At 69.9% G+C, this 11,761-nt stretch carries 10 protein-coding genes; 4 read left to right on the forward strand and 6 right to left on the reverse strand.

Annotated features, from left to right (window positions below):
• Window positions 1-53: 53 nt before the first annotated feature.
• Window positions 54-1,976: a putative Ig domain-containing protein gene (locus ACFWY9_RS00510; RefSeq protein ID WP_378331285.1), complete on the reverse strand. Its 1,923-nt coding sequence runs from the start codon at window positions 1,974-1,976 to the stop codon at window positions 54-56.
• A gap of 136 nt (window positions 1,977-2,112) precedes the next feature.
• Between ACFWY9_RS00510 and ACFWY9_RS00515 the strand changes: the two genes are divergently transcribed.
• The 3 genes from ACFWY9_RS00515 to ACFWY9_RS00525 all read left to right on the forward strand — a co-directional run bounded on the left by ACFWY9_RS00515 (window position 2,113) and on the right by ACFWY9_RS00525 (window position 4,741).
• Window positions 2,113-3,135 (forward strand): helix-turn-helix domain-containing protein, encoded by a 1,023-nt coding sequence (locus ACFWY9_RS00515; protein WP_378331286.1) that lies wholly within the window; start codon window positions 2,113-2,115, stop codon window positions 3,133-3,135.
• Window positions 3,132-3,671 (forward strand): hypothetical protein, encoded by a 540-nt coding sequence (locus ACFWY9_RS00520; RefSeq protein WP_378331287.1) that lies wholly within the window; start codon window positions 3,132-3,134, stop codon window positions 3,669-3,671. Before ACFWY9_RS00515 ends, ACFWY9_RS00520 begins: the two co-directional genes overlap by 4 nt.
• Before the next feature lie 119 nt (window positions 3,672-3,790).
• Window positions 3,791-4,741: a hypothetical protein gene (locus ACFWY9_RS00525; protein WP_378331288.1), complete on the forward strand. Its 951-nt coding sequence runs from the start codon at window positions 3,791-3,793 to the stop codon at window positions 4,739-4,741.
• 69 nt (window positions 4,742-4,810) lie between these two features.
• Here ACFWY9_RS00525 and ACFWY9_RS00530 read toward each other — a convergent pair whose 3' ends face one another.
• From ACFWY9_RS00530 to ACFWY9_RS00540, 3 genes are all read right to left on the reverse strand, one after another.
• The gene (locus ACFWY9_RS00530; protein WP_378331289.1) at window positions 4,811-6,472 is read right to left on the reverse strand and encodes a fumarate hydratase; all 1,662 of its coding nucleotides are present in this window, start codon (window positions 6,470-6,472) and stop codon (window positions 4,811-4,813) included.
• A gap of 774 nt (window positions 6,473-7,246) precedes the next feature.
• Window positions 7,247-7,579, reverse strand: a complete 333-nt coding sequence (locus tag ACFWY9_RS00535; RefSeq protein WP_378328638.1) for a hypothetical protein — start codon at window positions 7,577-7,579, stop codon at window positions 7,247-7,249.
• Between the two features lie 56 nt (window positions 7,580-7,635).
• Window positions 7,636-9,687, reverse strand: a complete 2,052-nt coding sequence (locus ACFWY9_RS00540; RefSeq protein ID WP_378337800.1) for an ATP-dependent DNA helicase — start codon at window positions 9,685-9,687, stop codon at window positions 7,636-7,638.
• Window positions 9,688-9,864: 177 nt separating this feature from the next.
• Between ACFWY9_RS00540 and ACFWY9_RS00545 the strand changes: the two genes are divergently transcribed.
• Window positions 9,865-10,533 carry a choice-of-anchor P family protein gene (locus ACFWY9_RS00545; RefSeq protein WP_378337801.1) on the forward strand — a complete coding sequence of 223 codons (669 nt, stop codon included), beginning with the start codon at window positions 9,865-9,867 and terminating at the stop codon, window positions 10,531-10,533.
• A 4-nt stretch (window positions 10,534-10,537) separates the two neighbouring features.
• Here ACFWY9_RS00545 and ACFWY9_RS00550 read toward each other — a convergent pair whose 3' ends face one another.
• Complete coding sequence (locus ACFWY9_RS00550; protein WP_378328635.1) at window positions 10,538-11,185, reverse strand: bifunctional 4-hydroxy-2-oxoglutarate aldolase/2-dehydro-3-deoxy-phosphogluconate aldolase; 648 nt, start codon at window positions 11,183-11,185, stop codon at window positions 10,538-10,540.
• Complete coding sequence (locus ACFWY9_RS00555; RefSeq protein ID WP_378337802.1) at window positions 11,182-11,760, reverse strand: isochorismatase family protein; 579 nt, start codon at window positions 11,758-11,760, stop codon at window positions 11,182-11,184. Before ACFWY9_RS00555 ends, ACFWY9_RS00550 begins: the two co-directional genes overlap by 4 nt.
• Window position 11,761 lies beyond the last annotated feature (1 nt).

The following is an 11,761-nucleotide window of genomic DNA, read 5'->3' on the forward strand; positions in this document are numbered from 1 at the left end:
GGGGACTTTCAGCGCATGCGATGCGAGGAAAGTCCCCTTCAGCCCACCGGGGGTCAGCTCAGGGTGAGCGAGGTGTCGTCCAGCGCGAAGGACGTCTGGAGCGACGAGTCCTCCGTGCCGGTGAAGGTGATCGTCACGGTCTGCCCGGCCAGGGAGGACACGTCGAGCGTGTGCTGCTGGTAGCCGGAGGCGGCGTTGACGTTGGAGTACGTCGCCAACGTCGTCGAGCCCGCCTTGACGGTGAACTTGTCGTACGCCGTCGAACCGGACTCGGCCGTGTCGATGTGCAGCCAGAACGACAGCGACGCGTGGCAGTTGGCCGGGATGCTCACCGACTGCGAGACGGTGTCGGTGTGCGTGCTGCCGTAGCCGTCGAGGTAGGCCACGTAGCTGCCCGAATGCGGTGCCTCACCCGCGGACGCGGTGCTGACGACGCCGCCGGTCGCGGTCCACGGGCTGGTGCCGTTCTCGAAACCGGGGTTGCTCAGCAGCTGGCCGGTGCAGGTGCCCCCGGACGTCGTGATCGTCCACGAGAACGTGGTGCTGCCGGTGGCTCCGCTGCTGTCCTTGGCGGTCGCGGTGACCGAGTAGGTGCTCGCGGTCGTCGGCGTGCCCGAGATCAGCCCGCTCGACGCGGCGATCGAGAGCCCGGCGGGCAGCCCGGTCGCGGTCCACGTGTAGCCGCCGGACCCGCCGGAAGCCGACAGCTGCAGGCTCGTCGCCGTGCCCACGACACCGGTCTTGCTGCCCGGGTTCGTGACCGCGACCTGACCGGGATTGCTGCCGCCCGCGGTGAACGCGGCGGTCCCGTTCGGGGTGCCGAGCCCGGTCGGGCCGTCCCAGCCGGGGCCCGCCTTGCACTGCACGGGCGTCGAGCAGCTGCCGTTGCTGCCGGACGTCACGTCGTAGAGGTTTCCGGTGTGCGCGTACGGGTAGGCGCCGGGAGTGTCCGACGCGCCGGGGGTTCCGGCGAGCGCGTACACCGAGGCGATGATCGGCGCGGACGCGCTCGTCCCGCCGTACACGGCCCAGCCGCTGCCGCCGTAGGTCTGGTAGACCGCGACGCCGGTCTGCGGGTCGGCCACCGCGGAGACGTCGGCGTTCGCCCGTTTGGCGCAGCCGGTGGTGACGTTCTGGAACGACGGCTTGGGCACGCTGGTCGAGCAGCCGCTGCCCGCCCCGTTCCACGCGGACTCCGTCCAGCCGCGGCCGCCACTGCTGCGAGACAGCGAGGTGCCACCGACCGCGGTCACGTACTGCGACGACGCGGGGTAGCTGATCCCGTAGCCGCTGTCGCCGGTGCTCGCGGTGATCGCGACGCCGGGGTGCTTGAAATAGCTGGTGTCGTAGGTGTTTTCGCTGCCGTCTTCACCGCCGCCGTAGGAGTTCGACACGTATTTCGCGCCGAGCGACACCGAGGTGTTCACCGCGGTCCCGAGATCCTGCATCGTGGGCTGGTCCGCCTCGACGAGCAGAATGTGGCAATTCGGGCAGATCGCCGAAACCATGTCCAGATCGAGCGAGATCTCCCCGGCCCAGCCGGTGTCCGCCTTCGGCAGCGGGCTCGTCTGGCCGTTTTGGTTGACCTTCTTGAAACATCCGTTCGCCGTGGTGCACGCGGGCAACCCGTAGGTCGACCGGTAGCTCGCCAGGTCCGACTCGGCGTTCGGATCGTCGTAGGCGTCCACAATGGCCACTGTCGCGGAAGCGCTTCCCGAGGCGGTGAGGTTGTAGGCCGAGCGCAGGTCCGTCGGCCCGTAGCCGCTCGGCGCGGCGTTCGGGACGAGCTGTGCGCCGGCGGTGTCGGTCAGTCGTTGCGCGAAACATGTTGCCCTGCCTGGACTCACATGTTGGTCGCAGGCGTAGGCGGTGGGATGGGCCGCGGCGGGCGCGGCGAGGGCGGGCAGTGCGGGCGCGGTCAGTGCCAGGGCGGAGAACGCCGCCGTGGCAAGGATTCTTCGAACCGATCGGGACATGAACCCTCCAGGGGAGATTCATCCGAATGGGGATAACCCATCGGTGTCACGTTGTATACAGTGCGTGGAATCTCGCCGGTGACGCGTTCGTGTCAGTGGCGCAAAAGTGTCGGTTCGTGCGGTCGAGGAGGCCCGGATGGTCCCGGACTCAATCGGTCATCTCGTGACGCTGGGCCTCAAAGAGGACGAGGCGGAAACCTACCTGCACCTACTTTCGTCGGGCCCCGCCGCGCCCGGAACCCTTGCCACGAACGCGGCCCGGGACGTCGGCGACGTCCTGCGCTGCCTCGCCGTGCTGACCGAGCACGGTCTGGCCGGACCCGCCGAGGGTGACGAAACGTCCTTCGTGGCGCTGCGCCCGGAACTCGCTTTGGCCGCGCTCGTCCGGCGGCGCGAGGCGGAACTCGCCCGCGCGCGGATAGCCGTCGCGCACGCCTTCGACCAACGCCGCCGGAGCCCCGGCACCGATCGCGCCGGACAGTTCATCGAGGTGATCGGCGGACCCGCCGCGGCCGACCGGGTCCGTCAGCTGGAACGGTCCGCCCGCACCGAGGTGCGTGGTCTCGACTCGCCGCCCTACTACGCCGATGCCGACGCCAACGAGGTCGAGCTGGACAACCTCGCGCGCGGCGTCCGCTACCGCGCCGTCTACGGCAGAGCGGCGCTGGAAAGACCCGAGTACCTCGCCGAAAACGTCGTGCCCTGCGGGAAAGCGGGGGAGCAGGCGCGGATCCTGCCGGATGTGCCGGTGAAACTGCTCCTGGTCGACGACGAGTACGCGGTGGTCTCGCCCGCGAACGACGCGGACCGCCCGGTGCTGCTGATCCGCCCGTGCGGCCTGCTCGACGCGCTGATCGGGCTGTTCGACATGTGCTGGCGCGCCGCGCTGCCGCTGGGCTTCGCCGCCGACGTCCCGGGCTCCTCGGTGCGGCCCAGCGAACGCAGGCTGCTCGGCCTGCTCGCGGCCGGGCTGACCGACGACCAGGCCGCCCGCGCGATGGGTGTCAGCAGGCGGACCCTGTTCCGGTATCTGGAGAACCTGATGGAGCGCACCGGCTCGGCCAACCGCTTCCAGCTGGCGCTGCACGCGATCCGGAACGCGTGGATCCACGCCCCCGTGCAACCCGGCGCGGACCCCGCTCCGTCCTTACGGGCATGAGGTACTCAGCGAAGCTGGCCGGTGCAGGCATGGTCCTCGTGCTCGCGACAGCCTGCGGCGGTCACAACACGACAGCACAGCCCGGATCCAGTAACGGCGCACCCGGCGGCAGCGCGTCGTCTTCGCCATCGGCGGCTCCGCCAGGGACCCCGTCCTCGTCGCCGAACGCGAAGCCGGCCGAACCGCCGCGCGGCAGCCCGCCGGGCAAGCCCCGGATGGAAGTCCCCGAGGGCAGCGTTCCGGTGCCGCCGAACAAACTCGACACGAAGGCCCTGCCCGAAGGCTTCCCGAAGGAGGCGTACACCGCCAACGGCGGGGCGGTCCTCAACATCCGCGCCCAGGAAGGCGGCTGCGGCCACGCACTCGGCTCGGCGATCGAGCAGAACGCCCAGCACGTCGTCGTCGACCTGAGCGAGACCAAGGCCCAGACGGGCCAGATGTGCACCATGGACATCCGCTACCCGGTGATCTCCGTGCCGCTTGCGGCACCGCTGGGTGACCGGACCGTCGTCCTGAAGACGTCCCCGGCGAAGTAACCCGAAGAACGCGTACAGCCCCGGCGGGCCTTCCGGCTCGCCGGGGCTGACTCGTGTGAACCGTTTCCGTTATCGAAACGTAGTCAGGGGAGAGGTGGTGATGAGAGAGGAGTGGGCACATGCCCCGGTCGAGTAAGGGCAGGCACCGCAGGCAGGCGACGATCGGACTCGCCGCGCTGCTGGGCGTATCCGGGATCACCGCGGCGGCGATCGCGATGAGCACGGGAGCCAGCCAGGCCGCCGAAAGCTGCACCGGGCTGGACACGGCCCTGCGGAACAACCTCACCTTCATCGAAGGACAGAAGGCGAACCCGGACGCGCAGTCCGCGGCGAGGATCGCGAACCGGCAGTCGGTGGTGGACCTCATCCAGCAGCGCCGCCAGGCCGCCGGATGCACCGCCGACGTCGTCGGCAAGGCGCCGGATCAGCAGAACGGCAAGAACGGGCAGAACTGCCAGGGCAACGCCAAGGACCAGGGCAGCGGCGGCAATGCCAAGGGAGACGACAAGAACAAGCAAGCCGACGGTATGAACGATGCCCAGGGCATGAACAACGGCATGGGCGCCAACGGTATGAACGGTCAGGGCAACGCCAACGGGATGGACAACGCCCAGGGCGACGCCGACCGGAAAGGCATGGCTCAGGACAACGGCAAGAACGGCAAGGACGCCGACAAGAACAAGGACCAGAACGGCGAAAACCAGAACCAGAACGGGAAGGCGGGGCAGAATGGCAACCAGTGCCAGCAGGGCAAGGGCGCCCAGAACGGCAAGAACGGGAAGGCCCAGAACGGCAAGAACCAGAACAGCGGTCAGCAGGCCGGTGACGTCGTCTGCCAGGGTTCGACCGTGACGCTGTCGGGCGAGGGCGGAGCACCCGCCGCGTCCAGCGACCAGTTCCCGGCCGGCACGAAGCTCAAGGTCACCAACCTGGACAACGACAAGTCCACCACCGTGGAGGTGACCTCGGTTTCCGGTAGCTGCGCGCTGCTCAACAACGCGGCCTTCGAACAGGTCGCCGAACCCGGCAAGTTCCTCATCCGGAACGCGCGGATCGAACGCGTCGGCTGAGGTGCGCGAGATCCCTCCCGGCCGTGGTCGTACAGACCACTGTGGACGGCCGGGAGGGATCTCGCCGCGTCAGCGGAAACTGATCTGCAGCACCGGTTCCGAGGTCGCGGCGAAGAAGTCGTTGCCCTTGTCGTCGATGACGATGAAGGCGGGGAAGTCCTCGACCTCGATGCGCCACACCGCTTCCATTCCGAGTTCGGCGTACTCCAGCACGTCGACCTTGCGGATGCAGTCCTTGGCCAGCCGGGCCGCGGGCCCGCCGATCGAGCCGAGGTAGAACCCGCCGTGCTCGCGGCAGGCGCCGGTCACCTGCTTCGACCGGTTTCCCTTGGCCAGCATGACCAGCGAGCCGCCCGCGGCCTGGAACTGCGCGACGTAGGAGTCCATCCGCCCGGCCGTGGTCGGGCCGAACGAACCGGACGCGTAGCCCTCCGGCGTCTTCGCCGGGCCCGCGTAGTACACCGGGTGGTCCTTGAGGTACTGCGGCATCTCCTCGCCGGCGTCGAGCCGCTCGGCGATCTTCGCGTGTGCGATGTCGCGAGCCACGACCAGCGGTCCGGTCAGCGAAAGCCGGGTCTTCACCGGCAGCTGGGACAGCTGCGCGCGGATCTCGGCCATCGGCCGGTTCAGGTCGACGTTCACGACCTCGTCGGACAGGTCGTCCTCGGTGACATCCGGGAGGAACCGCGCGGGGTCACGCTCCAGCTGCTCGATGAACACGCCGTCCGCGGTGATCTTCGCCTTCGCCTGGCGGTCGGCCGAACATGACACCGCGATCCCGACCGGGCACGACGCGCCGTGGCGGGGGAGCCGGATGACGCGGACGTCGTGGCAGAAGTACTTGCCGCCGAACTGCGCGCCGATCCCGAACTGCCGGGTCATCTCCAGCACCTGCTGCTCGAGGTCCGGGTCGCGGAAGGCGTGTCCCAGCTCGGAACCGTTCTGCGGCAACGTGTCCAGATAGCGCGCGGAGGCCAGCTTCGCGACCTTGAGGTTGAACTCCGCGGACATGCCGCCGACCACGATCGCCAGGTGGTACGGCGGGCACGCGGCGGTGCCGAGGCTCCGCAGCTTTTCGTCGAGGAACCGGGCGAGCCGCTTCGGGTTCAGGACGGCTTTCGTTTCCTGGTAAAGGAAAGTCTTGTTCGCGCTGCCGCCGCCCTTGGCCATGAACAGGAATTCGTACGCCGGGTCGTCCTGCCCATCCTTGTGGTACAGCTCGACCTGCGCGGGCAGGTTGGTGCCGGTGTTGCGTTCCTCCCAGAAGTTCACCGGGGCCATCTGCGAATACCGCAGGTTCAGTTCCTGGTAGGCGTCGAAAATCCCCTGGGACAGCGCGCGCTCGTCGTCCCCGCCGGTGAGGACGCCCTCGCCGCGCTTGCCGATCACGATCGCGGTGCCGGTGTCCTGGCACATCGGCAGCACCCCGCCCGCGGAGATCGCCGCGTTGCGCAGCAGATCCATCGCGACGAACCGGTCATTGCCACTGGCCTCGGGGTCGTCGACGATCGCTCGCAGCTGCGCGAGGTGCGACGAGCGCAGCAGGTGCTGGATGTCGGTGATCGCGGTCCGCGCGAGCCGGGTCAGTGCCTCGGGGTCGATCCGGAGGAACTTCCGGCCCGCGGCCTCGACCTGCTCGACACCCTCGGTGGTGAGCAGCCGGTACTCGGTGGTGGTGTCCTTGCCCAGCGGCAGGACCTCGGTGTGCTGGAACGTGGTGGTGGGCGCCACAGCGCGGCTCCTTTGCCGGGCGATTCGGGGAACCCGCCCAAAGTACCCAACGTCCCGTCGCGCCCGCGCGCCGTGTGCCGGACAGCGCGCCGGACTGTGGCACACGACATGTCCGGCCTGCATGTTGCGGAGCGGGATTTGCCCGTGGCCGCACGGAAATCGAAGGCGCCGCCTCGGTGACCGAAGCGGCGCCTTCGCAGGGGAAAGCTTGTGAAGTTGGGTCGGGAGGCCGGGCCCACCCCGACGGACCCGACCTCCCGGGGGATGCGGTCCGGATGCAGGCACATCCGACCGCGAAGCCTCACCTGGCGCCACTTCCGCCCTGGACGTGACACCTGTCACGACAGTGTCGTGACCCAGGTCATAAGTCAACGCGGCCGAACGGGTGTTGCCGACCCCTTCAATGCCCCGCCCCCGGCGCTCTCAAACCCCCAACCGCCCGACCCCGCGAAACTTGATCGAATCACCACCGAGATGCCGGATCCGTTCACCCAAGGTGAGCGGCTACCCCGCGAGGTTTCGCGGTGAGGGCGCGAGGACCGCGCGACACGCACCGCAGAGCCCGTGCCGTGAACGGCACCGTGCCATTCACGACCCCGCCGAAGCCAAGCCGAAGTCGCCGACCGAGCAAGCTGAAGTTACCTACACGAGGCGACCACGGCGGGGGTCCAGGGGGCTTGCCCCCTGGCGGGGGTTTGGGGGTTCGACCCCCAAAGAACACCTAGCTGAGGCCGAGGGGCGAGCGCGTTCCGCGAGCACACTCCACCCAAAACCTCAGCTAGTCCAGACCACGTAGGCGTCGTCGGCGTCGGTGGTCATGGCTTCGATGAACTTCTCGTTGTCGAAGCCGGGGAGGGACTGGAGGCGCTCGATGAGGGCGTCGGCCGCCGGGTCGCCGCTGGGGACGGCGGTGCCCTTGCCGTCGGCGCCGACGAGCATGAAGAAGACGTCCTCGTTCCAGGGGCCGTCGGGGATGACTCTGACCATCACCGAAGACAGGTCCGACCACGTGACGGCCTCTTCGCTGCCATCGGCGAGACGCCGCCGCACGCCGGTGTCGTCGACACTGACGGTCCGGGATTGCGCGCTGGGTGAATCCTGGGACAACCGCTGCTCCCTGTCTGCTTCGTTCCCTTTACCGTACCTGCCGCGTGTGCACCGGATCACTGGGGCGCGGCCGCGTCGAGTCTGCGTAGCGCGGCGCGGGCGACCTCGGGGTCCGTGGTGGGCCAGAACGGTGGCAGCGAGGCGCGCAGGAATCCGCCGTAGCGGGCGGTGGCGAGCCGGGAGTCGAGCACGGCGACGACGCCGCGGTCGCTGATCGACCGGTGCAGCCTGCCGGTGCCCTGTGCGAGCAGCAGGGCGGCGTGGGTGGCGGCGACGGTGAGGAAGCCGTTGCCACCGCGGGCTTCCACGGCACGCTGGCGGGCCGACGACACCGGGTCGTCCGGCCGCGGGAACGGGATGCGGTCGACGACGACGAGCTGGAGCGAGGGGCCGGGGACGTCGACGCCCTGCCACAGCGACAGTGTGCCGAACAGGCAGGTGCGTTCGTCGTCGGCGAACTTGCTGACGAGCAACGACGTGGCGTCGTCGCCCTGGCAGAGGATCGGGTGGTCGAGCCGCTCCCGCATCTCCTCGGTGGCCTGTTTCGCCGCGCGCATCGAGGAGAACAGGCCGAGGGTGCGCCCGCCGGCGGCCTCGATCAGCTCGGCCAGTTCGTCCATTGTGGACTTGGCGAGCCCATCGCGCCCCGGCGAGGGCAGGTGTTTGGCCAGGTAGAGGATGCCGTTGCGCCGATGGTCGAACGGTGACCCGACGTCGAGACCGGTCCACTTCGGGCCGTCGTCGGCGTCGGACGGCGGTGCCTTGTCGGTCGCGGTGCCGGGAGCCTTCTCGACGCGGTCCTGGCCGGGTGGCAGCCCCCACTGCCGGGCCATGGTGTCGAAAGTGCCGCCGAGGGTGAGCGTCGCCGAGGTCAGGATCGTCGTGTGCTGGCCGAAAACGCGCTCACGCAGCAAGCCGGCGACGCCCAGCGGCGCGACCTTGAGCGCCGGGGGACGCGGGTTCGCGGAGTACCGGTCGCCGGACAGCCAGACGACGTCGCGCTGGTGGGCCTGATCGTCCTCGAACGCCTCCAGCAGCCGGACGGCGGTGTCGTGCACCTCCTCCAGCAGCGAACGCGCGAGCTTGCGCGCGGTGGCCTCGTCGACGTCCTCCTTGCGATCCTTGCCGAGCGCGGTGAGGCAGGCTTGCGCGGCGTCCCGGACGGCGGGGACGGCGCCGCGCAGCGGCTGGGGGAGCGCGTCCATCCGGCCGGCGGGCAGGTCGTCGAGGATGAGGGCGAGGCCGTCGCTGGCCTCCATCATGCGGTCGGCGATGTCGGCGTCGATGAGCTTGCCGCAGCGGCGCGCGGCGGCCGAGACCATCGCGCTGGTCAGCTCGCCGGTGGCGACCGAGGTGACCCTGTCGACCAGGTCGTGGGCCTCGTCGATGATCACGACGCTGTGCTCGGGCAGCACCTGGTAGCCCTGGAGCGCGTCGATCGCGAGCAGGGCGTGGTTGGTGACGACGATGTCGGCGCGCCCGGCCTCGGCCCGCGCGCGTTCGGCGAAGCAGTCGGTGCCGATCGGGCAGCGAGAGGCGCCGAGACATTCCTTGGCGGTTACCGAAACCTGGCGCCACGCCTGATCGGTGACGCCGGGGACCAGTTCGTCACGGTCGCCGGTCTCGGTGTCGGACGACCACTCGCGCAGGCGCGTGACCTCCTTGCCGAGGCGGGACACCGCGAACGGGTCGAACAACTGCGCGTCCTCGGGTTCCTCGGGGGCGCCGGAGTCGAGCCGGTGCAGGCACAGATAGTTGCGGCGGCCCTTGAGGATCGCGAAGGTCGGCTCGCGGCCGAGTGGCTTCTTCAACGCCTTCGCCAGCCGTGGCAGGTCCCGGTCGACGAGCTGGCGCTGCAGCGCGATGGTCGCCGTCGAGACCACGACGGTCGCTTCCTTCTGCACCGCGTGCCGGATCGCGGGGACGAGGTAGGCCAAGGACTTCCCGGTGCCGGTGCCCGCCTGGACGGCCAGGTGCTCGCCGCGGCGGATGGCCTGGCCGACGGCCTCGGCCATCTTGACCTGGCCCGGGCGTTCGGCACCGCCGACGGACTCCACCGCGTGGGTGAGGAGTTCGAGGACGCCGGGGAAGTCTGCACGGGCTGGCACAGCGACACACACTAGCCCGGACCACCGTCAGGATCGGCACTACGCCGCGAACGGTCCGCTCGTGCCGTGTGCTTACACATCCGGGTGAGTTCCGCGTTCCGCCATCAGGGGGGCGGTCATGACTGCCGATGACGAGGCGGGTAACCACGTTCAGTCACGAAATCGAGGAGGCCGGTGATGCGGAACGCCAGGAAGACGACGAGGCGGGTGCTGGTGGTGACCACGCTGGCGGGGGTACTGGCGGTGCCGCAGGCGGCGCACGCCGATCCGGTGACTTCCACCGCTTGGGCGTCCGTCGGATCGGTGGACGTGCGGATCGACGACCAGCACATCGTCACCCCCGAGCTGGCCCGCTGCACCGCCGACGGCCCGCTCGGCGAGCGCACGGCAGGTGGCGCGACCGGCGACATCGCGGTGTTCGGCGCCGGCGACACGGCATGCGGGCGCCAGGACGCGATCGCGCTCGGCCGGGCGGAAGGGAAGCGTTTCCAGGCCGACGTGCTCAAGCGGTTCGGCGGACCGGCGCTGAACGTACGGACGTTCTCGGCCAAATGCGGCACGACCAGGGACGGCAGTCTCGGTGACGTCCAGCTCGGCAACGTCACCGGGATCAAGGTGCCAGAGAACATCCCGGCGAACTACCGGGTCAGCGTGCCCGGTCAGGAGGGCGAAGTGCTGGCGACGGTGACGCTCAACGAGAGTGTCGTGCCCTCGCCCGCGGACGGCAGCCTGACCACGCACGCCTTGCACATCAAGCTGTTCCCGAAGGGCGGCCCGGCCAGCGGCGACATCTATCTCGGCACCGCGCGCTGCGATCCCTACGGCAAAGCCAAGGCGAAGCCGTAAGCACTCAGCCGGAGTACGCGTGCCGCGAGGCCGCGGCCACGAACTCGCTCGCCCTGGCGGCCAGGTCCGGCAGGCTGCCGCCCGGGTTGAGCGCGTCGCCGAGCAGCGGCGTCGCGGCGGCGACCGCGATCGCGCCGGAGCCGAGGTAACCCTCGACGTCGGCGAGGTGGACGCCGCCGGTCGGCACCAGCGGCACGTCGGGCATCGGTGCGCGGATCGCCCGCAGGTAGGCGATTCCGCCGACTGCGGCGACCGGGAACACCTTCACCGCCGCAGCGCCGAGGCGCCACGCCTGGTCGATCTCGGTCGGGGTGAGCGCGCCGCAGACCACCGGGACGTCGCGCTCGGCGGCCCGTTCCAGCACCGCGGGGTTGACCGTGGGGGTGATCAGGTACTCCGCGCCCGCGTCCGCCGCTGTGTCCACATCGGACGGTTCGCGGACGCTGCCGGCGCCGATCAGTGCGTCCTCGCCGAGGTCCGCGCGCATCTTCGTGATCGCCTCCGGCGCGCCCGGTGTCGTCAGGGTCGCCTCCAGCAGGCGGATTCCCGCCGCGTAGAGCACGGTCGACGCCTCGGCGAAGCGGCTCGCGTCGGAGGCACGCAGGATCGCGACGAGCCGGTGTTTCGCCAGCGCGCGTTGCAGTTCCTTCATGCCGCAGGCGGGACGGGCGCGGTGCCGGTGTAGGTGACGCCCGCCTTGTCGAAGTCCGCCAGCGCGGCGTCCACGGTGGGCTGCGAGCCGCCGACGGTGTGGTCGAGCAGCACGCGCACGGTGAACCCGGCCTTCGCGGCGTCGAGCGCGGTGGCGCGGACGCAGAAGTCGGTGGCGATGCCGACGACGTCGACCTCGGTGACGTCGTGCTCGCGCAGCCACGCCTCCAGCGTCTTGTCGTCCCCGGACTTGCCCTCGAAACCCGAGTACGCGGCGGTGTACTCGCCCTTGGAGAACACCGCTTCGATCGGCACGACGTCGAGCGCGGGATGGAACGACGCGCCGGGCGTGCCCGCGACGCAGTGTCGCGGCCAGCTGTGGTTGAAGTCCGGGGTCTCGCTGAAGTGGTCACCCGGATCGATGTGGTAGTCGCGAGTGGCGACGACGTGGGCGTAACCGCCCTCGGCGGCCAGCTTCGAGATCGCCGCGGCGGCCGCGGCGCCGCCGGGCAGGCCGAGCGATCCCCCTTCGCAGAAGTCGTTCTGCACGTCGACCACGATCAGCGTGGCGCTCATG

Source organism: Amycolatopsis sp. NPDC059027 (assembly GCF_042739735.1).
Taxonomy (GTDB): domain Bacteria; phylum Actinomycetota; class Actinomycetes; order Mycobacteriales; family Pseudonocardiaceae; genus Amycolatopsis.

Coding starts and splice junctions, on each gene's coding strand:
- ACFWY9_RS00555 (WP_378337802.1), bottom strand. CDS start 11,760: ATGAGCGCCACGCTGATCGTGGTCGACGTGCAGAACGACTTCTGCGAA.
- ACFWY9_RS00515 (WP_378331286.1), top strand. CDS start 2,113: ATGGTCCCGGACTCAATCGGTCATCTCGTGACGCTGGGCCTCAAAGAG.
- ACFWY9_RS00525 (WP_378331288.1), top strand. CDS start 3,791: ATGCCCCGGTCGAGTAAGGGCAGGCACCGCAGGCAGGCGACGATCGGA.
- ACFWY9_RS00550 (WP_378328635.1), bottom strand. CDS start 11,185: ATGAAGGAACTGCAACGCGCGCTGGCGAAACACCGGCTCGTCGCGATC.
- ACFWY9_RS00520 (WP_378331287.1), top strand. CDS start 3,132: ATGAGGTACTCAGCGAAGCTGGCCGGTGCAGGCATGGTCCTCGTGCTC.
- ACFWY9_RS00545 (WP_378337801.1), top strand. CDS start 9,865: ATGCGGAACGCCAGGAAGACGACGAGGCGGGTGCTGGTGGTGACCACG.
- ACFWY9_RS00510 (WP_378331285.1), bottom strand. CDS start 1,976: ATGTCCCGATCGGTTCGAAGAATCCTTGCCACGGCGGCGTTCTCCGCC.